The sequence below is a fragment of the Candidatus Laterigemmans baculatus genome (assembly GCF_010367455.1).
Lineage (GTDB): Bacteria > Planctomycetota > Planctomycetia > Pirellulales > Pirellulaceae > Laterigemmans > Laterigemmans baculatus.
The window spans coordinates 1-24,665 of record NZ_WRPR01000048.1 but is presented as its reverse complement, the minus strand read 5'-3'; the positions used below and the strand labels follow the sequence as shown (position 1 = coordinate 24,665).

The following is a 24,665-nucleotide window of genomic DNA, read 5'->3' as shown; positions in this document are numbered from 1 at the left end:
TCCCGGCTCCCGGCTCCCGGCTCCCGGCTCCCGGCTCCCGGCTCCCGGCTCCCGGCTCCCGGCTACCGGCACTCAAACCTCCAGCACCATGCCGTCTTCGGCGATCGTGGTGTGGGGAAAAATCTTCTGGGCCGACTCGATGCCGACCGGGTCGTCGCCAACTTCGAACGGATTCATATGGATCAAGAGCAGCCGCTCGGCTTCGGCGGCTACCGCGACTTGGGCGGCGCGGGTCGTCCAGGTGTGACCGGTTCGCGTCGCCCAATCGTGGTGCTCGTCGCGGAAATAGCATTCGTGGACGAGCAGACCGCAGCCCCGAATGCGGTCCACGTAATCGGCTGCCGGATCGCCCACCGTGTCGCTCACATACGCGAGCGAGCGACCGTTCGGCCAAGCGACGTGAAATCCTAAGGAGCCGCCGGGATGCGTGAGCGGAAACGCTTCGAGTCGTCCACCGCAACCGACCTCGACGCGATCTCCGGCTGCGAGTGGACACCACTCCGCCTCGAGCGGCACGGGGAAGATCAGCGGGTCGAACAGATGCTCGCGGACCGCGGCCAGCTTCGGCGGCTCGCCCCAGATTCGCAATCGCTCGACCGGCCGCTTGTGCAAGATTCCGAGCAGGTACGTCAGCCCGACGATGTGGTCGAGATGGGCATGGCTGAGAAAGATGTCGAGCGTCTCGGTCTCGATCAACGGCAGCATGCGATACAGCCCGCTGCCGGCGTCGAGCATCAGCCCCGCCTCGGGCAAAAAATAGCAAGCCGTCTGACGGCGGTCGTTGGGGTGGTAGCCAGTTGTGCCAAGGCAATGGAATCGCATGGCTCCAAAGATACCAGATCGGTGGCCGGGCAAGAGGGACTCAGGCGACCGTCTGGCGGGCTAGTCTTCGGTACCTGCGGCCCGCTTCGCTGGGCTGAAAGGTCCGCTCCAGGCGGCTGCGGTCTTTGCGAAACCAAGCGGCGACCAGCGACAGCGTGTGGGGATAGGGGCCGTGGCCGCGTTGCTGTTCGATCGCAGCTTCCTTCCGCCATCGCTGCAGTCCAGATCGGGCAGCGGCATAAGTCGTCGGGCAGGTGGGAGCCCGCGCCACGTCGCTGACCTCACCACCGCGGATTAAATACCAAACGCCACAGCCATCGTAGCCAGGGACGGAATAGATGAAGGTGTACTGGCGGCGGGCGTCGGCCAGCAGCCCCAACTGGCGATAGAGGTATTCGAGTCCGCGGAGATCGTCGCGGAGCCGGGCCGCCCGCTCGTAACACATCGCCGCCGCCGCCTGCTCCATCGACTCGCGAGTCGCTACCAGCGGTTCGTCATTGAAGCCATCCAGAAAACTGCGGGCGGCATTGACCTGCAACTCGTATCCAGCGTGCGAGACCGCTCCGGTGCAGGGACCGCTGCAGGTTCCAATCTCGTACCGCAAACACCCCGGCCGCTGGCCGAGGTCGAACAGTGAGAGTTGATCGGAGAAGTAGAAGGTCTGCGTGTTGCTGCAGTCGCGGAGCCGAAAAAATTTGTTGAGCGTCTCCACCGCGCGGCTCATCCGCCCAGCGCCCCGAAACGGCCCCTCGCAGGCCACGACACCTTCGGGAGGCAACCGCGAGAGAAAAAAATACGCCGCCGGGGCTCGCCCCAAACAGAGATAGACCGGACGCTGCCGCCGCGGCATCTCTTGCACGTTCCAGCGAGGCGTCCAGCGGCGAATCAATTGCTGTTCGCGGAGCAGCGCGGCGAACTCGCTCGGCTGCGTCTCCCAGACGATCGCGCGGGCGTTCTCGAGGATCTTGCCCGCTTTCTCTGCCGCATTGGCGGGCAGGAAATAACTCAGCAGCCGCGACCGCAGACTCTTCGATTTACCGACGTAGATCAGCCGGTTCTCGCGGTCCAGCATCCCATAGACGCCGGGGACTCGCGGACAGTTCTCGCGGACCGCCGCCCGCAGATGCTCGCGCTTCGCCGCCGCGATCCGCTCCAGGCTCCGCGGCGGATGGGGGTTCAGAGGATCGGAGCCGAACTCCGAAAATGTTTCATCATCGTGCCACATTGCGTCCGTGCCGATGCCGTCCGTGAACCATCATTCGCCCATCCACCGTCGATCAGCCGCAACGCGTCAAGCTCTGCCAGAAGACCGGCCGGATTCGACCGATCTGAGCCGTAGGCGCTAGCCTCGGGCCTCGCAGCCCACCCTCGGGCCTCGCAGCCCACCCTTGGGCCTCGCAGCCCAGCATGTTCCGCTGCAGAACCCGCGGCTAGCGCCGTCGGCTCAGGGTTTCCTGACACCGCCGAACGCGGCTGGTTGTGTCAACTTTTCCAAGTGTCCGGAGTTTGCCCATCCGAGGCAAGCTGGCCACCACTCCTACCCCCCGCAAGATACCCGAGCCAGTCAGATGTCACGGGAGAGCTCGAACAGGCGAGACAAGCCGCGCCTGAGCGGACACAAACGCTCCAGGCCCCAGATCGAAGCAGCGACCGAAGACTGAGTCCTGAGTCCTGAGTCCTGAGTCCTGAGTCCTGAGTCCTGAGTCCTGAGTCCTGAGTCCTGAGTCCTGAGTACTCGGTACTGGCTCTCAGCCGGTCCGGTGGGTGGTTTGCAGAGCGTCGTTGGCGTAGATCGTCCGCCCCCCGTCAACGGGCAGGCTGACGCCGGTGACGAAATCGTTCTCCACGAGAAACTGGACGGCGTGGGCGATGTGCTCGGGAGTTCCGACCCGTTTGAGCAGCGTCGATTGCTCGACCGCTTGGCGTTTCTCTTCCGGCATATCCTCGGCCAACAGCACCGGTCCGGGGCGAACGCAGTTGACGCGGACACTTCGGTTGCGTTCCGCCAATTCGACCGCCAACGAGCGGGTGATCGCTTCAACCGCGCCTTTGCTGGGAAAGTAAGCTGCGTGGTCGAGGTAGGGTCGGGCCACGGCCCAGTCGCCGATGTTGACGATCACCCCGCCTTCGGGTTGCTCCACCATCCGCAGCCCCGCGGCTCGGGCGGCCATGAAGGTGCTCAGCGCATTGATCTCCAGGTAGCGGCGGACCTCCGCGGCGGTAACCTCTTCGAGCCGCGTGGGGTACCAGATCGCGGCGCTGTTGACCAGCACGTCGATCCGGCCCATCGCCGCGGTCACTTCGTCGACCAGCGTCTCGGCCCGCTCGGCCTCCTCGAGCGAACCGCTCACGATCTTCGTCTCGACTCCCTGACCGCGGAGTTCCGCCGCGGTCTGCTCGGCATGCTCGAGGCTCGAGTTGGCGTGCAGGGCAATCCGAAATCCCATGGCCGCCAGCCGTCGGGCGATCGCGTTGCCGACTCTCGGCGCACCGCTGCCAGTGACGAAGGCAACTTTCTGTTCGGTCATAGCTTGCTCGGTTCCTCGAGGCGAAACATCGCCAGCGCGTCGCTGAGTTGGCCGAGTTGTTCCTCGACCGACAGCGACAGATCGAGAAAGATCCAGCGAGTCCCGCCGATCTCACAGCCTCCGCCGGTCTCACCACCGAGCCACTCGCTGCGGATGCGGACGCCAAGTCGCCGGGCGTCGGCGATTCGCTGCCGCAGCAAGGCGACTTTGGAGACCGTGGTCAGTTCCTCTGATGGCATCCGAATCCCTCCGCTTGGTAAAGGCTGCGGATTGTAGGTATTGGAAGTGCAGCCGCCTATCGCAGTCCGACGATAGGAGACGTACGGCACGAACCGGAGTCGCATTGGCGGCGGCTTCACAAAGTACCCAGGGACGGAAATAGGCAAATGAGCAAGCCGAGCGAGTTGGCGGAAGCCAGGCAGGAAATCGAGATGCTGCGGCGGCAGTTGCGGCAGTCTCAGCAACTGGCCACTCTCGGCGAATTGACTGGCACGGCGACCCACGAGTTCAACAACATCCTGATGACGGTGTTGAACTACGCAAAGATGGGGCTCCGGCATCGCGACGATGCGACCCGCGACAAGGCGCTCAGCAAAATCCTCGACGCCTCGCAGCGCGCGGCCAAAATCACCTCGACGATCCTGGCCCAGGCGCGCAACCGGAGCGACGACTTTGTGCCGACGCGCATCGAGCAAGTCGTCGAAGATACGCTCGTGCTGCTCGAACGCGAACTGCGAAAGTACCGCGTGGCGGTCGTCAAGGAATTCACCGAGTGTCCACCGGCGCTAGCCAACGGTAACGACATCCAGCGCGTGCTGATCAACCTGCTGGTCAACGCGCGGCAAGCGATGCGTGACGGCGGGACGCTGCGGATCTCGCTGGCCCCGGACGCCGAGTCGCGGCAAGTCGTGCTGCGGGTCCGCGACTCGGGAGGCGGGATCGCCGCGGAGGATCTGCCCAAGATCTTTACCCCCTTCTACAGCAGCAAAGCGGGTCCCGACGAAACGGGCAAAGGGGGAACCGGGCTAGGGCTCGCAGTCTGCCGCGAAATCATCGAAGCCCATCAAGGCCGAATCCGTGTCGAGAGCGCGGTCGGCAAAGGGACGATGTTCATCATCCGGCTCCCAATCGCCGAACCGGCCAAAACCGAAGCGGCAGCTTAGGAAGGTTTCAGGTTTCTCCACTCGTACTCGTACTCAGCGAAGCGGTACTCGTACTCAGCGCAGCGGTACTCGCCTTTGCCAGCAGACGGGGTCGCATCGGAGATCTCAGATCCGAGATTTCAGATTGGGAATCGAGTACGAGTACGAGTACCGCTGCGCTGAGTACGAGTACGAGTACGAGTACGTTTGAAGGATACTCCCGCCTCCCGCCTCCCGCATTCTGCGGAAACTTGACTCTGGGCTGCGGCCCCCTTAAAATACGGTCTCGCCCCCCGGTTCGGTGCGATTCTCCGAACCTCCCTTACCCACCCCCGTGGAAATACCGCTTCCAATGGTGGAGCCATTCTCCGCTCTGGAGCGTTTCCCTCGATAGCGTGCTTTCGCCCCGAGGCAGCCTTGGGTTGCCGGACTCGGCCGTACGGAATGGAGTCTCGCTTGCGATTCCCACCTTTCCCGTTGGCTCGGTCCGACGCCTCGACTGCGTCCTTAGCTCACCACCGGAGACGTCGCTCGTGAATAGGTGTTATGGAAACCGCATCGGCCGCCGGGGATTTCTCCAAGCCGGAGCCGCGGGTGGTCTTGGTCTGACCTTGGCCGATCTGTTGATGCTGCGTGAGGCGCGTGCGGCTCAAAAGCAGTACGACTTCTTGGAGCCGAAGGCGCTGAGCTTGATTCACATCTTCCTGCCGGGAGGGATTGCTCAGCAGGAATCGTTCGACCCGAAGCCCTATAGCCCGCTGGAATATCGCGGCGAGATGGGGACGGTGAAGACCAAGACGGGCGAAGTTTTCAGCGAGGCGATTCCCCAGCTGGCCGCTCGAGCGGACAAATTTGCGGTAATCCGCTCGATGACCCACGGCGAAGCGGCTCACGAGCGTGGGACGCACAACATGTTCACCGGCTACAAGCCGAGCCCTGCACTGCTCTTCCCGAGCTTCGGCAGCGTGATCAGCCACGAGTACGGGCCGCGGAACAACCTGCCGCCGTACATCTGTATCCCCAACGTGCCCAACGAGTACGCCGGCAGCGGTTACCTCTCCTCGTCCTACGGCCCCTTCGCCCTCGGCGATGACCCGCAGAACCCGCGGTTCAAGGTTCGCGACCTCGACCTCGCCTCGGGCGTCGATGCCCAGCGGTTCGCCCGTCGCAAAGCGGCACTGGAGACGATCAATACCCGGTTCGGGTCGATGGTCTCGGCCGACAACGTCGGCGCGATGGACACCTTCTATGAGCGGGCCTACAGCTTGCTCGATTCGCCGCAGGCCCGCGAAGCGTTCGACATCGACAAGGAAGATGCGAAGCTTCGGGACGCTTACGGTCGCAATCAGGCGGGCCAGCGGATGTTGATGGCGCGTCGCCTGGTCGAAGCCGGCACCCGCCTGGTGACGCTGACCTACGGCAGCTGGGACCACCACCAGAACATCACCCGCGCCGTCAAGAGCCAGACGCCGCCGCTCGACCAGGCCCTGTCGGTGCTGCTCGACGACCTCGAATCGCGGGGCTTGCTCGATTCGACGCTGGTCATGGTCAGCAGCGAGTTCGGCCGCACCCCGAAGATCAACAACGACGCGGGCCGCGACCACTGGCCGAAGGTGTTCAGCGTGATGCTGGCCGGCGGCGGGATCAAGGGAGGCACGATCTACGGAGCCTCGGACGCCACGGCGACCGAACCGGAGACCGACCCGGTCAGCCCGGAAGATTTGGCCACCACGATGTACCACCTGCTGGGAATCGTCGCCGACAAAGAGCTGATGTCGCCCGGCGACCGCCCGGTCGAGATCGTCGACGGCGGCAAAGTGATCGAGCCGCTGCTGGCCTAGTCGCGATCGCCCGCTCGTCGCCCTGTCGCTTTCCACCTGATCCGAGTCCGACATGCTCCCACGATCTGTTCTCGCGTTGGTTCCGGCGGTGCTCCCGGCATTGCTCCTCGTGGCTTCGTCCTCGCTCGCCGGCGCCGCCCAGCCGGTGGTCGATGGGATCCTGCCGACCGGCGTTCGCCGTGGAGAGACGACGAAGGTGACGCTCAGCGGCGCGCGGCTCCAGGACGCTCGCCAGGTCCTGTGGCACAGCACCGGCAGCGAGAAATCGGCCGACGGCAAAATGCTGATCGAGGTCAGCGAGCTGAAGCCGATCGACAACAAGAGCGTTGAGCTGACGATCGTCACCGCTCCGGAACTCCAGCCCGGGCTGTATCCCTTCCGGCTGGTCACCGCCACCGGCATCTCGAACTTGCGATTCCTCAGCGTCGGGGCGCTGCCGATCGTCGCCGAAACCGAACCGAACAGCGATTTTGCGGCTCCGCAAAAAATCGAGGTCAACTCGACGGTCACAGGTGTCATCACCCGCGAGGACGAGGATTATTTTTCCGTCGATCTGAAAGCGGGGCAGACGCTCACCTGCGAACTCGAGGGAACGCGGCTGGCCTACTACCCCCGCAACAACTCGAACTTCTTCGATCCCTTCGTGGCGATTCTCGACGCCGGCCGCTTCGAGCAGGTGGCCAGCGACGATGCGGCGCTGTTGCAGCAAGATCCGCTCTGTTCGTTCAAGGCTCCCGAAGACGGAACGTACACGATCGTCGTCCGAGACAGCGCTTTCGGTGGCGAAGACAACTTCCACTATCGACTGCATGTCGGCGATTTTCCCCGCCCGGTCGCTGTGATTCCCGCCGGCGGCCAGCCGGGACAGAAGATCGAGGCGACCTATGTCGGCGTCGACGGCAGCAGTTGGAAGGCGCCGCTCGAGTTGCCGGCCAACCCATCGCTCGAGCATCCGGTCTCGTTCACTTCGGAGACGGGAATCGCCCCCTCGCCGAACCTGGTCCGCGTGCTGCCGATGCCGGTCACGGTCGAAACCGAGCCGAATGATAACTATCGCGAACCGATGGCGATCGCCGACCCCCTGCCGATCGCCATCTGCGGCCAGATCGGCAGCGAAAACGATTACGACTCGTTCTCGTTCGAAGCCAAGAAGGGGCAAAAGATCGTCACCCGCGTGTTCGCCCGCGGTATGCTTCGCTCGCCGCTCGACGCGGTCACCGATATCTTCGACCCCGAAGGCAAGCGAATCGCTGGCAATGACGACTCGGGAGGCCCCGACGCGCTGGCCGAATTCACCGCCGCGGCCGATGGCCGTTATGTGATCCGGCTCTACGACCACCTGCGAGGTGGCGGTCCGGAGTATGCCTATCGGATCGAGATCGAAGTCGCTCAGCCGCAATTGACCCTCAGCCTCCCCGAAGTTCGGCAGGATGAACCGATCGACCTGCCCGTCCCCAAGGGGAATCGGATCGCGGTGATGGTCAACGCGGCCCGGACCAACTTTGGCGGCGATCTGGATCTCGCGATGCTCGACCTGCCGCCGGGGATCACCGCGACGACCTTCACAATGCCCGCCAATCGCCCCACGATTCCGCTGCTGCTGTCGGCAGACCCCGGCGCCGACTTGGCCGGAGCGCTGGCGGCTCTGACCGCGAAGCCGACCAGCGGGACGCCCGAAGTCACCGGCGGACTCAAGCAGCGTCACAAGTTGATCCGCGGCCAAAACCGCGTCGACGTGTGGGGCATCGATACCGACCGCGTGGCAGTCGCCGTCACCGAACCATCGCCGGTCGATCTGGAACTGGTTGCTCCGACCGTCCCGATCGTTCGCAACGGCTCGGCAGAGCTGAAAGTCGTCGCCCGCCGCAACGACAGTTACAAAAATGCCATTCCGGTGCGGCTGCTCTATGTCCCCCCGGGAATCAGCACGAACAATAGTCGCGTGATCGCTGCCGAGCAGAACGAGGTGACGATCCCGATCACTGCCAATGGCTCGGCTGCCGTTGGCACCTGGCCGATGCTCGTGACCGCCTACGTGGACATCGGCAACGGTGCCATCCAGACAGCCACCCTGCCGGTCGAGCTGACGGTCGAAGATGTGTTTTTCAACTTCAGCTTCACCAAAGCGGCGGCGGAACAGGGAGCCACATCGCAAGTCATCGTGGGAGTCGAAGTGGCCCGCGAATTCGAAGGCACCGCCGAAGTGACGCTGGTCGGGCTGCCCGCCGGGGTGACCTCCCCGGCAGCGACGCAGCCGATCACCAAGGACACGACCGAAGTGGTCTTCCCGGTTGAGATCGCAGCCGACGCGCGGCCGGGCAACCACAAGACGCTGGTCTGCCAAGCGATCGTCCACCACCCCAAGGGGGAGATCCGCCAGACGGTCGGCACCGGCGAACTGCAAGTCGACAAACCGCTTCCCGCTCCGGCTGCGAAACCGGCGGCTAAGCCCACCGAACCGGCCAAGCCCGCTGCGGCGGCTCCGCCAAAACCGCTCACCCGACTCGAACAACTTCGGGCTGAGCGCGCGAACAATCAATAATCTTGGGTTCCTCTCCGGCGGCCTTGGCCAGTGGAGGTCGACCGCCGCGCCACATGACACCGTCACACGTTTAGGTCCGGCATGTCCCACAATCCGCAACTCCGAATGCTCGACTCCGGTACCGTCCGGCACCCCGGTGCTTGCCGGCACCCCGGTGCTTGCCGGCCTTCCGGCGCTCTCCGGCTCAGCCTCGCGCGGGGTCTCCGCGCACCGGTGATGTTCGGCAACGTGATCTGGGCTGCGCTGGCAGTCATGACGTCGGCGGCCCTGATGACTTCGGCGGCGAGTGCGGCCGAGCCGGCTCCCGAACCCGCCCCATCCTCCAAGAGCAGCCCAGCGGCGACGCCTCGCGTCGATGTTTATCCGCCCGAGATCCTGCTCGACTCGGACCGCGACTACCAAGGCTTCATCGCCGTGATGAGCCGCCCCGACGGGGTGACGGTCGACGTGACCGAGGAAGCCGAGTGGACGCTCAGCAACCCGAAACTCGTGACGCTCGACGGCACCACGCTCCGCCCGGCCGCCGACGGCGAGACCGAACTGGTGTGCAACTACGGCGGCAGCGAGGTGCGGATCCCGGTCAAAGTCACCAACGCGGGGGCCCACCCGCCGATCAGCTTCACCAAAGACATCATGCCGGTGCTGACCCGCTCGGGCTGCAACACCGGTTCGTGCCATGGAGCGGCCCGCGGCAAAGACGGGTTTAACCTCAGCCTGTTCGGATTCGATCCGGCGGGCGATTACCAGCGGATTACCCGCGAAATCGGGTTCCGCCGCGTCAACCTGGCTCGCCCCGACCAGAGTCTGTTGCTGCTCAAATCGATCGGAGCGGTTCCGCACACCGGCGGAAAACGGTTTGAAGTCGATTCGCCCTACTACAAGGCGATGCTCGAGTGGCTCGAGGCTGGCGTCCCGCAAGACGCTGCGGACAAGATGCCGCCGGCCGTCGAGTCGGTCGCGATCTATCCGCCGCAAGCGGTGATCGAAGGCGAGGGGAGCACCCAGCGCTTCTTGGCCGTCGCCCGCTACGCCGATGGAACGACTCGCGACGTCACCAATCTGGCCGCCTTCAGCACCAACAACGCCTCGACCGCAGCGATCGACCAAGAGGGCCGCGTCGTGGCCGGAGTCCGCGGCGAAGCCTTCGTGATGGCTCGCTTCGATACCCACACCGTCGGCAGCCAAGTGCTGGCCCTGCCCAAGGACCTCCAGTACACGCCGCCGGAAATCTCCGGCAACTACATCGATCAACTGGTTGGCAAAAAGCTCCAACAGCTGCGGATCCTGCCGAGCGACTTGTGCACGGACGAAGAATTCCTCCGCCGAGTCACGATCGACATCACCGGACTGCTGCCGACCGAAGAGGAATACCGCCAGTTCGTCAACGATCCGGCTCCGAACAAGCGGGCCGAGCTGATCGACCGCTTGCTCGAACGCAAGGAGTTCAGCGAAATCTGGGCGATGAAGTTTGCTCAGCTGCTGATGATCAAGAGCAGCAACGTCGTCAGCTACAAATCGGCTTTCCTCTACAACCAGTGGCTGACCGACCAGTTCGCTCGCGAGGTGCCGTTTGACCAGACCGTCCGCGATCTGCTGAGCAGCACCGGTGGGACGTTCACCAACCCGGCGACGAACTTCTACGAGCTCGAACGCGACACGCTCAAGACGGCCGAGAACGTGGCCCAAGTCTTTGGCGGAATCCGCACGCAGTGCGCCCAGTGTCACAACCATCCGTTCGACCGTTGGACGATGGACGACTACTACGGCTTCGCGGCTTTCTTCAGCCAGATCGGTCGCAAGCAGGGCGAGGATTACCGCGAGAAGATCGTCTACAACCGCGGAGGTGGCGAAGTCCGCCATCCGGTCGGCAACGCAGTGATGGCGCCCAAATTCCTCGGTGGCGAAGCCCCCGATACCCGCGGCAAAGATCGTCGCGAAGTGCTTGCCACCTGGTTGACTTCTCCGGACAACCCGTACTTCGGCACGTCGATCGCCAACCGCGTCTGGGCGCACTTCATGGGCTCCGGGCTGGTGGAACCGGTCGACGACATCCGCGTCAGCAACCCGGCGAGCAACCCGGAACTGTTCGAGACGCTCGGGGCGAAGCTGGCCGAGTACGACTTCGACTTCAAGCGTCTGGTCCGCGACATCTGCAACAGCCACGCTTACCAGCGGAGCGTCACGCCCAACGATTCGAACCGCAGCGACACGCGGAACTACGCCTACGCGACGGTTCGCCGGATCCCGGCCGAGAACCTGCTCGACTGCCTGTCCCAGGTGACCGCCACGAAGGATAAATTCCGCGGCTTGCCGCTCGGAGCCCGCGCGGTGCAGATCGCCGACGGCTCGACGAGCACCTACTTCCTGACCGCTTTCGGGCGGGCTCCCCGCAATACGGTCTGCGAATGCGAAGCCTCGACCGATCCGAGCCTCTCGCAAGCCCTCCACCTGCTCAACGGCCCCTCGGTCCACAACAAGATCCTCCAAGGGGGCGTGGTCAAGAGCCTCCTGGATGAGAAAAAGACGCCGGCCGAGGTCATCGAGACGCTGTTCATCCGGGTGCTCGGACGCACGCCCACGGCGGATGAGCAGACGAAACTTCAGGAACAGGTCGCTGCCGCGGCAAACCCGCAGCAAGGTCTGGAAGACGTCTTCTGGGCGCTGCTCAACAGCCGCGAGTTCGTCTTCAACCACTGATCCGAGTTCCGCTCGCTCCGCGGCAAGCGGCTCGCTTTACAGTGAGTCGTTTGCTGCACGGATCGCTGTCCTCCCTCCGAACGGCCTTTGCTCGAAATCCTGCCATGCGTCTCAAGCTGCTCCCGACCGTCTCGACTTTCGTGCTGGCTGGCTTAGGCCCCGCGGCCTTCGGCCCTGCTTTCTTCGGTTCGGCATCTTCCGGCACGGTCGCCGCCGCCGACGCTCCGGCGAAAGTGACCTACGAGGAGCACGTGCATCCGATCCTGCGACAGCACTGCTTCACCTGTCACAACCAGAACGAGGCGAAGAGCGGTCTCGCCCTCGATACCTACGCGTCGACGATCGAAGGGGGAGCCGGGGGCGAAGTCGTCTTCGAGGGCGATCCGGAGTCGAGCCGCCTGTGGCAGTTGATGGCTCACGAGGACACCCCGGTGATGCCTCCCGGGCAGGACAAGCTGCCGGATGAAAAGATCGCGGTGGTGCGGAGCTGGATCGAGGGCGGATTGCTCGAGAACGCCGGCTCGAAAGTGAAAAAGAAGAAGACCACCGCGCTCGCCTTTTCCGCTTCGGCCGACGGCCGCCCGGAAGGCCCGCCGCCGATGCCCGAAAGCGTTTGGAAGCAGCCTTCGGTGGTGACCGAGCGCCCGGCGGCGGCCACGGCCCTGCAGGCTAGCCCGTGGGCCCCGCTGGTGGCGGTCGGTGGTCAGGATCAAGTCGTGCTGTACAACACCGACAACGGACAATTGGCTGGCGTGCTGCCGTTCCCCGAAGGCGAGCCTCAGTCGCTGACGTTCTCCCTCGATGGCCGCTACCTGCTGGTCGGCGGTGGGCGTCACAGCAGCCAAGGGCTGGCGATTCTCTACGACATCAAGACCGGCGATCGCGTCGCCCGCGTTGGCGATGAGCTCGATATCGTGCTCGGTTCAGACATCAACGATCGGCTCACCCGCGTCGCTCTCGGCGGTCCGCAGCGGTTGGTGCGGGTCCACGACATGGCGACTGGCGAAAAAGTCCTCGAGCTGAAGAAACACACCGATTGGATCTACACGGTTCGTTACAGCCCCGATGGCATCCTGCTCGCGTCCGGCGACCGGGCAGGCGGCTTGGTCGTGTGGGAAGGGGACACCGGCCGCTTGTACGCCGACTTTGCCGGTCACAAAGACGCCGTCCGAGCAGTCGCTTGGCGTTCCGACTCCAACCTGCTCGCTTCGGCATCCCTCGACGGCACCGTCAAGCTGTGGGATATCGTCAGCTCCAAAGAGGTCAAGAGCTTCAACGCCCACGGTGGCGGCGTCACGGCGATCGACATGGCTCGCGACGGCAGCATCGTGACGGCGGGTAAAGACCGCCTCGTGAAAGTCTGGGACGCGACCGGAAAACTCGTCCGCGAATTCCCGCCGATGCCCGAACCGATCCTCGAAGTCGCTTTCACCCACGATGGGAAAGCCGTCGTCGCGGGCGATTGGTCCGGACAGATCCAGCTGTGGAAAGTTGAGGATCCGGCTCAAACGATGCAGCTGGCGTCGAATCCCCAGACGCTGCAAACTCGACTGCAGGCGGCCCAGCAGGCAGCTCAAGCAGCCGCTGACGCTCAAGCAGCCGCGGTCGCCCTGGTCACCGCCGCCGAAACCGAACTCGTTGCCGCGACCAAGGCGGCCGAAGAGGTTCAGGCGAAACTCACCGCTGCGGATGCCGCAGCCAAAGCGGCTCAAACCGCGATGGCCCAGGCGCGCACCGCAGCCGACGCCGCCGCAGCCCAGCACACGGCAGCGGTCACCGCTCGCGATGCCCAGGCCAAGCAAATTGCCGAGCTGACCGCGCAGTTGACGCAGCAAACCGCCGCCCGCGATGCAGCCCAAAAGCTGCTCGGCGAGCGACAGGCCAAGCTCCAGGAAGCCATCGTCACACGCGATGCAACCGCGACCCAACTGGCCGCCGTCGACGCCCAGATCGCCGAACTGCAAAAGACGCTCGAAGCGGAGCAGGCGGCTGCCGATGCCGAGGCGGCTGCCGATGCGAGTGCTGCCAAGCTGGCTGAGCTGCAGGCGCAGCGGACGCCTCTTGCCGAACAGCTCGAAGCCCAAAAAGCGGCGGCCACCGCTCTGGAAGCGGAAGTCGCTGCCTCCACCGCCGAGGTTGCCAAAACGACCGAGGCGATGCAGAAGACGCAGACGGCAGTCGCTGCGATGCAAACGGCCATGGAAGCCTTGCAGACTAAGGTGACCGAGACCGCAGCGGCCCAAAAGGTCGCGGCCGAAGCGGCCGAGAAGGCCGCTGCGGAAGCGAAAAAGCTGACTGACGCGCTCACCACACTCCAGGCCCAACAGGCTGCCGCGGCAAAAGCGGTGGCAGATCTGACGGCTCGCCGCGATCAGCTCAAACCGGACGCCGAGCAAAAGACGGCAGCCAGTGCCGCGGCGGCGGCCACGGTCGCCCAGCTCGACGCGGACCTCAAGGCGTTCCTCGGCGAGGCGGAGCGACTCGCAGCGGCCCACCAAAGGATCGAGAAAACGCTCACCGAGAATCGCACCGTCGCTGAACAAAAAATGGCCGAGGCGACCGAGCTGACAACGCGACTGACCGCCGAGGACGAGAAGCTGGCTGCGATCCGCAAACAGATGGAAGAGCTCCAAGCTCAGGTGAATGAGCTGAAAGCGACCAAGCGGGCTCTCGAGTCGGCACAGGCCGAAGCGGCCGAAGCGGCCGCAACCGCCGAGAGTGAGTTGCAGAAAATTCAGGATCGACGTGCACTCTACGAAGCGGCCTACCCGAAAGGATAAGGAGCCGCTGTCAGAAAACCCGCCACATCACCCTCCCCCCGGGAGGGTCACGAGGAACGAGCGGGGAGGGTGATGCGCGACCCAGATTCTCCACGCGGCGGGATTCAGCAGGCCCTCCCCGGGCTTGCGAGCCCGACCCTCCCGGGGGGAGGGTGATGCCGAACGGGAGTCTTCAAACCGAGCGCTAGCGTCGGGTTGCCTTGCCGCCCCGGAATTTCCGCTGCGGCCCCCGAGGCTAGCGCCGTCGGCTCAGGAATTTTGCGAACGAGTCAAGGCACGCACCGGTGGTTCGGCCGGGGATAGGCGAAACTCGGCCGAGTCGTTAAATTCCCTCCGGCCACTTCGGTCTTGCGGGTCCACCCGCTATCGGTGGCCCAGCGGCTCGAGTTGATGGCATTTTTCCGTTGAAACCCCATTGAGCAATCGTCACACCAGCGGCTATATTCCGGGATTCATGGTGGTGCGGAATAGATCCCTGGTTCACGACGCTCACCCGGTACGACCCGTAGTTTCGCGTAGGAGTCTGCGATATGCCCCGGCTGTTGGGCGTTGACATCCCGAACGACAAGCAAATTCAGTACTCGTTGACCTACCTCTACGGAGTCGGGCTCTACACGGCCCGCGAGGTTTGCGAGAAGCTGAAGATTGATCCGACCCGCCCGGCGAGCGATTTGGCGGAAGACGAAGTCAGCCGTCTGGCAGCCATGCTGGAGCGCGACTACACCGTCGAAGGTCCGCTTCGCCGGCAGTTGAGCACGAACATCGCCCGGTTGCGTGAAATCAAGAGTTATCGCGGTCTTCGCCACCGCATGAGCCTTCCGGTTCGCGGCCAGCGGACCAAGACCAACGCCCGGACCCGCAAGGGCCCGCGGAAGACGGTCGCCGGCAAGAAGGGCGTCAAGGACCTGCGCTAACTCGCGGGGCGGGAACTCCTACCTGGGGATTCCGCCTACTGCGAGCCGAAGCGAATCCTCGCTCGGCAAGTCCGCCGCGAACCTCTCTCGGCCGCTCCTCGGCGAAAGCATTTTCGACCGGCCTTGGCCGCTTTTGGAATCGGCCAGTCGGCGGAAGCTGCGTCCGATCCCAAACCATTATTCAGACAACGCTCACGATCCTTTTTTTGGAGTGCCATCGCGGTGGCCAAAACGAACAAACGCAAGAAAGTGCGTCGTAACGTCAGTGCGGGGGTCGCCTACATCCACGCGACGTTCAACAACACGACCGTCACGATCACGGACACCAAGGGCGACACGCTGTGCTGGGCCAGTGCCGGCACGTGCGGCTTCAAGGGAAGCCGTAAGAGCACCCCCTTCGCCGGTCAGTGCGCCGCTCAGCAGGCCGCGGAAAAGGCAACCAAGTTCGGGATGCGGGACGTCGACGTCCGCGTCAAGGGCCCCGGCTCCGGACGCGAATCGGCCATCACCTCGCTGCAGGCGGCCGGCTTGAACGTCAAGCTGATCGAAGACGTGACGCCGATTCCGCACAACGGTTGTCGACCTCGCAAGAAACGTCGCGTCTAAAGTCCGACGCGTCTTTCTTCTCCCACCGCACATCCCCCCTCCCCGAAGCCGAGGTTTCGCGAGCCATGCATATCCGATGGCGTGGAATGGAACTGCCGAGCAGCGTTGAAGTCGATCGCGAAACGCTGACCGGCACCTATGGCAAATTCGTCGCCGAACCCTTCGAACGGGGATTTGGCAACAGCGTGGGCAACAGCCTTCGCCGCGTGCTGCTTTCGAGCCTCGAAGGTAGTGCGGTGACCCAGATCAAGGTCCGGGGTGCCCAGCACGAGTTCACGACGATTCCGGGGGTCCTCGAAGACCTCACCGACATTGTCCTGAACGTCAAGAGCTTGATCGTTCGAAACCACAGCGACGCAACGCGCGTGATCACGGTCGAACGCGACAAGGCTGGGGTGATCACCGGTGCCGACATCGAGACCGATTCGGACGTCGAGATCATCAACAAAGGGCACGTCCTGGCGACGATCACCGACGACGTTCCGTTCATGATGGAAATGGTCGTCGAGAGCGGACGCGGTTACGTTCCCTCGACCGAACACAGCACCGGTGACCACGAAGTCGGCATCATCCCGATCGACGCCGTCTTCAGCCCCATCACCCGGGTCCGCTACGAAGTCGAAGAAACCCGCGTCGGCCAAAAGACGAATTTCGACAAGCTCACTCTGGAGATCTGGACCGACGGGTCGATCACTCCCGAGCTGGCTCTGATCGAAGGCGCCAAGATCCTCCGCAAACACATCAACCCGTTTGTGCAGTATCAGGAGCTCGGCCCGAGCATCTTCTCCGGCGGTCGCGGGACCGCGGCCAGCGGCGGTGGCGATGCGGCTTTGGAGCACAAGCTGAACATGCCGCTCGAGGATCTCAAGCTGTCGGTCCGGGCGAACAATTGCCTGGAATCCGAAAACATTCGTACGCTCCGAGACCTGGTCCAGCGTACCGAAGATCAGTTGCTCGAAGTCCGTAACTTTGGCGATACGACGCTGCACGAGGTGCAAGCGAAGTTGGCCGCTCTCGACCTACACCTCGGGATGCGAGTCCCGAATGCCGGGGCCTCGCGGTAAGACGCGCCGCGGGTTGCCCCCGACGCGTCTCGCCGCTTTCCCTATAGCGACACAAAAACCATCTGACCCGAAGAAACTGCTATGCGACACCGACGTAAAGGCCGTGTACTGGGCCGCAGCCCCAGTCACCGGAAAGCGTTGTTCAAGAACTTGGCCAGCGCCCTGTTCTTGACCGAACGGGATGCGGAATTGGACGAAAACGCGCCGAAGGTCAAGGGTCGCATCACGACCACCTTGCACAAGGCCAAGGAAGTCCGTCCGCTGGTTGAGAAGTGCATCACGATCGCCAAGAAAGCGATCCTCGCCGAAGAAGCCTCGCTGCAGTTCGGCACCGACGCCGAGCACGGCAGCGACGAGTGGAAGAAGTGGCGAGAGAGCGACAACTGGCGGAAGTGGGCCGAGACGCGGGCTCCCGCGGTGACTGCTCGCCGTCGCGTGCTGCAGTTGATCGGCGACAAGCAAGCTGTCTCGATTCTGTTCTCCGAAATCGCCCCCCGCTTCGCCGATCGTCCGGGTGGCTACACCCGCATCGTGCGGCTGGCGACCCCGCGGCTCGGTGACGCTGGCGAACGGGCCATCCTCGAGCTGGTCGGTAAGAACGATCGCGTCAGCCGCAAGGCCGAGCGCCCGTCGTTCGCCGATGAGCCCTCCCCGAGCGAGCAACCGCAAGAAGAAACCGCCGAAGCCTAAAGCGGAAGCGCCCTCGGCCTCATGATCGTTCGCAAACCGCCCGCTGAAGTCAGTGGGCGGTTTTTTTATGGTCACGCACGGTGCTCTTGCCAAAATCGTTTAACGGCAAGCCGAAGGCGACGGTGTTTAAAAGAGCAGTCGCCTTCGGCTTGCCGTTAAACGACTCGACCACTTACGAGCTTGCACCTGGGCGTTCCCCGCTTTTCCGTTAAGCCAGCCAGCGGCCGAAGGCGATGTCGCGGACCATCTCGTAGCCGCTGAGGGTGGGGCCGGCGTTGATGTCACTGCCGGCGAGCTCCTCGAGAACGCGATCGGCCTGCTCGGCGCCGCGCTGCAGCCGGTGCAGCCACAGCGATTTGAGAACGCCCACCGAATCGAATAGATCGGGACGCAGGCACATCAGCACCGCGTCGCTGACCTGTTGATTGGCCTCGGGACTCGCCGTTTCGGATTGGCTGCGGCGGGAGAGGGTTTCTCGCATCGCCGCGGTCAGCAACCATCCCGCCGTATCGCGGGCGGTCCCTTCGGGCAGCTGTCGCGCCTCTTCGGCAAAGCCCCGGGCCCGCAGGGGATCGATGGCATAGCGCTCCCATGCCTGTGCCGCGTCCTGCGACTGGGAACTTTTTGGGAGAGGACCGTTCGGTTCGGGGCAGCATCCGAGACGTCCAAGCAGCGCATCGCACCAGCTTTCAACAGCGGCCCGGAGGCGGTTCAGTCGCACCGCGGTTTCGACCGAGGAGCCACGGCCATAGATCATCATCTGCAGGACTCGGTTCCGCGCCTCCAGATGCTGGAGGAAGACCGAGTGCGTGATCGGACTGACCTGCTCCGCGTCACGATTCGCATCGAGCGATGCGGCCAGCGCGGCATAGATTCGCGTCAGCGGTTCGCTCAGCAGGATTTCCTCGAGCAGCGGATAGTGCTGCTCCCACCATGCTTGAAGCTCGACCGACCCGCCGCTGCGCTCCCGCTGCTGATACTCTCCGAGCCGACGCTTCCACGACTCCGAGCGGCTCCGACTTGCATTCCAGTACGCATGCAGCGCCTCTTCCGAGATCAGCTCACGGCGAAACAGCAGCGAAGGGCCATGCAGGGCCAGGATCGAAGCAAGGTCGGCAAGTTGAACGGCATGCATCGCGGGCGGGCTGCGGTAAGGTTGAGGTGCGGTTCGTTCTGGGCGGGGATTGTGTGCTTGCACCCCTTCTCCGCATCCGGGATACCGGAGCCCGCGTGCGGTGGCCGGGATCCCGCGTAACTCGAGAATCAGCAACGGGATATAGCAAACGGCCCCGGCGAAATGAGGCTCGCTACCGTGATGCGTCCGAACAGCACATGTAGCCGAAACGCCGCACCCCTAGTCGCCTTTCGCTCCGCATAGTTGCCTTTCGCGCCGCGAAAGTAGCGGGGTAGAAATGCAGCTTTCGCGGAGCGAAAGGCAACTATGCCCGCGAAAGTAGCGGTAGAAATGCAGCTTTCGCGGAGCGAAAGGCAACTATGCCGTGCCTGAAAAATTCCGCAAACCGGGAATTTCGGCTCAAGTTTCCCGAAAACGGCTTGGACCATCTTTCCTCGTTGCGTTAAACTCCCGGCGTGATGCATTCGACGCACTTCCGCTCCGCAGCGTGCACGGCGTCATGGAGGCAGCCACTTGGCCCAGGGAGGGAATCCGATGCCAGGCGAATCGTTTCGCTTTATTCACGCCAGCGACTTTCATCTCGAACGTCCGCTCGCCGATCTCGATGAGCTGCCCAAGCATCTCCGGGACGCGATCTCCGAGGCTCCGTGGAAGGCAACCGAAGCGGTCTTCGAAGCGGCGGTGATCGAGAACGTCGACTTTCTTTTGCTCTGCGGCGATCTGCTCAATCCCCTCGCGGCCGGCCCGCGCGGGATGGCCATGCTGGTCGACCAGTTTGACGCCCTGGCTGAGCGGGACATTCCGGTGCTCTGGGCCGCTGGCAGCGCCGACACGCCCGAGCGTTGGCCCGAGGCGATCCCCTTGCCCGAGAATGTGACGCGGTTGCCCCGCGGGCGAGCGGCGAGCGTGCCGATCGAGCGTGCCGGGCAGACGATCGCTCTGGTCGTCGGGCGGAGCAGCGAAGGGCACGGCTCGATCCACGTTCCCTCCTACCGGATCGATCCAACCGACGAGTTCACGATCGGCATGGGTTACGGACCGGCCGAAGCGTCAGCGCTCGCCGAAGCCCGCTTCGATTACTGGGCTCTCGGGGGGAGCCACCAGCGGCGAGTGATGGAGGACGGAGCGACGTTTGGCGCCGTCTACTGTGGATCGCCTCAAGGCCGCCGGCTGGAAGAAGTGGGCCCGCACGGCTTCCACTTGATCGACGTCGATGCCGACCACAGCACCCGCGTGCACGCCGTCGATGCTGACACCTTTCGCTACTGCCAGGTCCAGCTCGACGCGGCCGACTTGGCTCGCGGCGACAACGTGCGGCAGCTGATGGGCAGCCGCGTCTCGCGATTGCTGAACGAACACGGCGACCGCCACTTGCTGATCGGTTGGGAACTGCAGCCGGCCAGCGGCGAGGCGCTAGCCGAACTGGGCGACCCGGCCGAGCTACTCACCTGGCTGCGACGGGAATTCGGCAACGGAAATCCGGCTGCCTGGAGCATCTCGCTCCGCGTGAAACCTCCCCAGCGGTACCCCAAGGCGTGGCAAGAAGAGGACACGATTTTGGGCGATTTCCTGCGGGCCAGCGACCGGCACCGCAAGACCGCTGCCCGCGATTTGAATCTGGCTCCGATGACCGAGGAGCATCCTCGATTGTCACCCTCGACGGCGGCGGCGCTGGCCGATGCGGACCCGGCCATTCGACCGGCCTTGCTCGACGACGCGACGCTGCTCGGTGTCGAGTTGCTGCGCGGCGGGAAGCCCAAGCTGTAGCGAGCCCGAGGCGGCGAAAACCAAGTTGCGTACGTTCTGTTCGATCTGGGGCCGAGTGCCCGCAGATCGACGACCCAATGACTGGGAAAGCGACGACAAGTGAAAATCAAAGACATTCACATCGACGGCTTCGGCGTCTGGACGGATCTCGGCGTCGACTCGTTGAGCGACGGAATGACGCTCTTCTACGGCCCCAATGAAGCGGGCAAGACGACGCTGATGCAGTTCATCCGCGCGTCGTTCTATGGATTCACTCCGGACCGCCGCGAACGTTACCTGCCGCCCGTCTTCGGCGGCACGCCGGGCGGTGCGATGCGGGTCACCGGACCTGGCGGCGGCTACCAGATCCGTCGCCGCGCCCACGCGACCGACGGCGCGACCACCGATCAGAGCGTCGTCGGACATCTCTCCGTGACCGGCCAGGATGGATTGTCCCAAGGCTCGCACCGGTTGGCGATGCTGCTCGGTCAAATCGATGAGTCGATCTTCACTAACGTGTTTGCGATCGGTCTTCGCGAGCTGCAGGAGCTGAGCACGCTCGACGACACTTCGGCGGCCGATGAGCTCTACAAGCTCAGCAGCGGTCTGGACCGCGTCTCGCTCGTCGACGTGATGCGGGCACTGCGTCAGGCGCGGGGTCGGTTGATCGATGCCAGCAAGGAAGAGAACGAACTGGGGCGTCTCGAGGCGCTCGTCGATCGTCGCGAGAAACTCCGCGACGAAGTCACCGACCTGACTTCGCGGGGCCGCCGCTGGGCGGAGTTGGCGACGCAGCGACGGACTCAAGACCAGGAGATCACGACGCTCCGCGGCCGATTGGCGGACTGGGAGCGGGAAGCTCGCTGTGTGGAAGTCGCCACTTCGGTTCGCGAAACGTGGGTCGCCCGCCACGATCTTTGGAATCGGATCAAGCGTCAGGAAGGGGACGTCGAAGTTCCCGATGAGGCCCCGGGGCAGCTCGTCCAGCTCGAAGCGCAGCTGCAGGATCGGAAGGAGAAAGTCGAGGCGATCAAAAAGCAGCGGCGTGAGCTCCGCGAAAAAGCGGCCGCGCTGCCGTTGTCGCGGCGGCTGGTCGAATTGCAAGGACGCATCGAAGCGGCCGGCGAACAGGCACCTTGGGTCGAGGCGCTCGAGGAACAGATTCGCCGACTCGAAGAACAGATCCAGAAAGCAAGGCACGAGCTCGACACGGATGCCGAGAAGCTCGGGATGGACGAGGAAGACCGGCTCAGCCTGGCCGACGGCGGGCGGACTTCTCTCCCCGACATGAGCCGCCAAACCATGTCGGCCCTCGCCGCCCCAGCCCGCAACGTCAAAGAGCAACTCCACCAGCTGAAGCGGGCTCGCGAAGAGAGCCAGCGGGATCAAAAGCAAGCCGAGACCCTGGCTGCTCGGCTGCACGAATCGCTCGACGGCTCCCAAGCGACGAACCTGCACGAAGCGATCAAGAGCCAGGGAGCCACGATCACGCTGCTCCGCCAGCGGCTGCAGATCGAAGAACACCTCGAAAAGACCCGCCGCCACTTCCGCGATCTCGAACAGGAATCGCTCGAGTTGGCCACCTCCGAAGCGCTGCCGGTCGAGCGGACAATCCTGCTCGGCGTGCCGTTTTTGTTCGGGGGAATCGCCGTCGCCTACGGCTTGTTCCACCTGTTCGGGTTCGAAACGTTCGTCAGCGAGCCCGACCCGACGTGGGGCATGATCTCGATCATGATGGGTTTTCTCGCGCTGTCCCTGTGGTACCTGGGCCGCGAGCGGGGAGACCGGGGCACGACGCTCGACCTGGAGGATTGCGACCGCCAGATCGATACGCTGCGGCGGCAGATCCGCGAGATCGAAGCCGAGCGGGACGACATCGACGCTCGCCTCCCCTCGGGGACCGGCAGCACCGAATCGCGGATTCGCGAAGCCGAGGAATTGCACAAACATCTCGAGGGGCTTCTGCCGACCTATCACGGCCATCAAGCCGCCCTCGAACGCTACAAAGCCGCCCGCAGCCGAGCCACGGCAGCCGCCCAGGAGCTCAAGACCGCGCGCAATCAGTGGCGGCGGACCCTGCAGTCGCTCGGGCTGAGCGAATCGATGTCCCCCTCGAGCATCCGCAAACTCACCGAAGGCTGGGAAACAGTCGTCGCCGATCGCCGCCGGATCGAGTCGCTCGAAAACGAGCGGGATCAGCGAAAACGCGAACTGGCGACCCTGGCCAAACGGATCGAGTCGCTGTACCTCGAAGCGATGGGACCGGACAGTCCGTCGGCCGCGGAAGCGAAGCTGGGCGAGGGCAAATCCGCCGACGCCAAATCCACAGGCCACCGCCGGCGGGACGAGGAGGACGAAGACGATTTCGACGAGCTTCCCTCGCACCGCCGCGGCGAGGTGAGCAAGACGCCCCACGCGAAGCTCCGCAAAGGCCCGCTCGAGCAGCTCAACCATCTGCACGAAGAACTCGCTCGCCAGCAGCACTGGATCAAACGTCGCCGAGAGTTGATCGAGCACGACCAGCAACTCAAAAAGCAGCAAGCCTCGCACGCTCGCGCGATCGAGCGGATCGACGGGATGCGTCGCTCGCTGTGGGCCAAGTGCGGAGTGGCGACCGCCGAACAGTTCTATGAAATGGTCGATACCAAAGCCCGGCTGGTCGAGATGCGCCGCGAAGCCGACGAGGCCGACCGCCAGATTCGCAAGATCATCGGCACGCAGTGCGACTATGACGACGTCGCTCGCGAACTGGAAAACGCCAAAGCCGAAGATTTGAAACGCCGGTTCGAAGCGCTGACCGAACGGATTTCGCAAACCGAAGAGCGAATCTCGGGCTTGCAGACCCGGCAGGGTGAGCTGGCGCAGGAGATGCGGACGCTCGCCGAAGACCGCCGGCTCTCCCAGGCTCAGCTCGAGATGGAGTGCGTCGAGCGGCAGATCGAGGCGGTCCAGCGGCGGTGGCAGATCCTGGCGATCAGCAGCGGGCTGCTGGAGGATGTCTGTGCGACCTTTGAAAAGGAACGCCAGCCCGAAACCCTCCGCGAAGCGAGCTCGTTCCTCGGCCAGTTGACCGATGGCAAGTACGTGCGGATCTGGACGCCGCTCGGCACCAACCAGCTGAAGATCGAAGACGGCGACGGCAAATCGCTCTCGATCGAATTGCTCAGCCGTGGCACCCGGGAAGCGGTCTTCATCGCCCTCCGCCTCGCCCTGGCCGCCGCCTACGCTCGCCGCGGCGTGATGTTGCCGTTGGTCCTGGACGACGTGCTCGTGAACTTCGACCGCACCCGCGCCTTCCACGCCGCAAAAACTCTCAAGCACTTCGCCGAGCTCGGCCACCAAGTGCTGATGTTCACCTGCCACGATCACATCGCCGAAATCTTCCACGAGATCGATGTCCAAGTCCGCTTACTGCCGCCCCAAGGCCAACCTGGCGTGGCGGAATTGATGGCCCCGCCAGCCCGACTGGTCGCCCCGCCGGCGATCGAAGAAGAAGTAATCGAAGAAGAAATCGTCGAAGAAGAAGTGCTCGAGGAGGAGGTCGAAGAAGAGGTCGAGGAGGTCGCTGCGGAGGAAGAGGTCGAAGCCCCGGTGGCCGAGCAGCCCGAACCCGAACTCGAACCCGAACTCGAACCCGAACCCGAACTCGACCCGGAGCCCGAGCCCGAGCCCGAGCTTGAACTGGAGCCCGAGCTGGAACTGGAACCCGAGCCCGAACCACCGGCAGTCGAAGAGCCCGTGGCTGAGGTCGAGGAACCCGAACTGGCAGAACCGGAGCCGGCAGAACCGGAGGTCGAGGAACCGGTCGCCGAGTCCGTCGACGAAGCCGAGCTCGACTGGGTCTGGTACCAGCGGGAGTTGGCTGGCGAGTGGGACGAAGAGCCAGCCGCATCGGAGCAAGCCGCCCCGGCCGAAGTCTGGCAGCGGTCCCCCGCGTGGTGGAACGAAAATCTAGCTGAACAGCCCGATAAATCAGCCGCCACGCGCTAGCGTCCGGTTTTCACCGCGCCGCAAGGAACCGGGGGCTAGGCTCTGTCAGAACACCAGAAGGACACCCTCCCCCTGGAGGTCGTGCAGTTTTCCGGTCCCCTCTCCCCCGCGGCTTGGCTGCGAACGAAAGTTCCGCAGCCAAGCCGTGGGGGAGAGGGTTAGGGTGAG

General features: G+C 64.1%; 16 protein-coding genes. 11 read left to right on the top strand and 5 right to left on the bottom strand.

Translation table 11 applies throughout. The features are described from left to right. Window positions 1-72: 72 nt before the first annotated feature. The 4 genes from GNK13_RS10930 to GNK13_RS10915 all read right to left on the bottom strand — a co-directional run bounded on the left by GNK13_RS10930 (window position 73) and on the right by GNK13_RS10915 (window position 3,589). Complete coding sequence (locus tag GNK13_RS10930) at window positions 73-822, bottom strand: MBL fold metallo-hydrolase (protein ID WP_164102557.1); 750 nt, start codon at window positions 820-822, stop codon at window positions 73-75. A gap of 40 nt (window positions 823-862) precedes the next feature. Continuing rightward, window positions 863-2,047, bottom strand: coding sequence for a GIY-YIG nuclease family protein (locus tag GNK13_RS10925; protein WP_164102556.1), 1,185 nt, complete (start codon window positions 2,045-2,047; stop codon window positions 863-865). A 523-nt stretch (window positions 2,048-2,570) separates the two neighbouring features. Then, window positions 2,571-3,350, bottom strand: a complete 780-nt coding sequence (locus GNK13_RS10920; RefSeq protein WP_164102555.1) for an SDR family NAD(P)-dependent oxidoreductase — start codon at window positions 3,348-3,350, stop codon at window positions 2,571-2,573. Then, the gene (locus tag GNK13_RS10915) at window positions 3,347-3,589 is read right to left on the bottom strand and encodes a hypothetical protein (protein ID WP_164102554.1); all 243 of its coding nucleotides are present in this window, start codon (window positions 3,587-3,589) and stop codon (window positions 3,347-3,349) included. Before GNK13_RS10915 ends, GNK13_RS10920 begins: the two co-directional genes overlap by 4 nt. Window positions 3,590-3,736: 147 nt before the next feature. Between GNK13_RS10915 and GNK13_RS10910 the strand changes: the two genes are divergently transcribed. The 9 genes from GNK13_RS10910 to GNK13_RS10870 all read left to right on the top strand — a co-directional run bounded on the left by GNK13_RS10910 (window position 3,737) and on the right by GNK13_RS10870 (window position 17,626). Continuing rightward, window positions 3,737-4,513, top strand: a complete 777-nt coding sequence (locus GNK13_RS10910) for a sensor histidine kinase (protein ID WP_164102553.1) — start codon at window positions 3,737-3,739, stop codon at window positions 4,511-4,513. A 512-nt stretch (window positions 4,514-5,025) separates the two neighbouring features. Continuing rightward, window positions 5,026-6,333: a DUF1501 domain-containing protein gene (locus tag GNK13_RS10905; RefSeq protein WP_235935045.1), complete on the top strand. Its 1,308-nt coding sequence runs from the start codon at window positions 5,026-5,028 to the stop codon at window positions 6,331-6,333. Between the two features lie 52 nt (window positions 6,334-6,385). Beyond that, window positions 6,386-8,875 (top strand): PPC domain-containing protein, encoded by a 2,490-nt coding sequence (locus tag GNK13_RS10900; protein ID WP_164102552.1) that lies wholly within the window; start codon window positions 6,386-6,388, stop codon window positions 8,873-8,875. A 216-nt stretch (window positions 8,876-9,091) separates the two neighbouring features. After that, window positions 9,092-11,572 carry a DUF1549 and DUF1553 domain-containing protein gene (locus GNK13_RS10895; protein WP_164102559.1) on the top strand — a complete coding sequence of 827 codons (2,481 nt, stop codon included), beginning with the start codon at window positions 9,092-9,094 and terminating at the stop codon, window positions 11,570-11,572. Window positions 11,573-11,676: 104 nt separating this feature from the next. Then, entirely contained in the window at window positions 11,677-14,352 is a 2,676-nt protein-coding gene (locus GNK13_RS10890; RefSeq protein WP_164102551.1) for a c-type cytochrome domain-containing protein, read from the top strand. Between the two features lie 542 nt (window positions 14,353-14,894). After that, a complete protein-coding gene (rpsM, locus tag GNK13_RS10885; RefSeq protein ID WP_164102558.1) occupies window positions 14,895-15,266 on the top strand; it encodes a 30S ribosomal protein S13 in 372 nt (123 codons plus the stop codon). A 222-nt stretch (window positions 15,267-15,488) separates the two neighbouring features. Further along, on the top strand, window positions 15,489-15,872 hold the full coding sequence (rpsK, locus tag GNK13_RS10880; RefSeq protein ID WP_164102550.1) for a 30S ribosomal protein S11: 384 nt from the start codon (window positions 15,489-15,491) through the stop codon (window positions 15,870-15,872). Window positions 15,873-15,937: 65 nt separating this feature from the next. Further along, window positions 15,938-16,936 carry a DNA-directed RNA polymerase subunit alpha gene (locus GNK13_RS10875; RefSeq protein WP_164102549.1) on the top strand — a complete coding sequence of 333 codons (999 nt, stop codon included), beginning with the start codon at window positions 15,938-15,940 and terminating at the stop codon, window positions 16,934-16,936. 81 nt (window positions 16,937-17,017) lie between these two features. Then, window positions 17,018-17,626: a bL17 family ribosomal protein gene (locus GNK13_RS10870; protein ID WP_164102548.1), complete on the top strand. Its 609-nt coding sequence runs from the start codon at window positions 17,018-17,020 to the stop codon at window positions 17,624-17,626. A 208-nt stretch (window positions 17,627-17,834) separates the two neighbouring features. Here the strand turns inward: GNK13_RS10870 and GNK13_RS10865 are convergent, their stop codons facing one another. Next, window positions 17,835-18,761 carry a hypothetical protein gene (locus tag GNK13_RS10865; protein ID WP_164102547.1) on the bottom strand — a complete coding sequence of 309 codons (927 nt, stop codon included), beginning with the start codon at window positions 18,759-18,761 and terminating at the stop codon, window positions 17,835-17,837. Between the two features lie 534 nt (window positions 18,762-19,295). On the opposite strand from GNK13_RS10865, the gene GNK13_RS10860 reads away from it, so the two are divergent. Next, window positions 19,296-20,528 carry a metallophosphoesterase family protein gene (locus GNK13_RS10860; protein WP_164102546.1) on the top strand — a complete coding sequence of 411 codons (1,233 nt, stop codon included), beginning with the start codon at window positions 19,296-19,298 and terminating at the stop codon, window positions 20,526-20,528. 99 nt (window positions 20,529-20,627) lie between these two features. Further along, on the top strand, window positions 20,628-24,497 hold the full coding sequence (locus GNK13_RS10855) for an ATP-binding protein (protein WP_164102545.1): 3,870 nt from the start codon (window positions 20,628-20,630) through the stop codon (window positions 24,495-24,497). Window positions 24,498-24,665 lie beyond the last annotated feature (168 nt).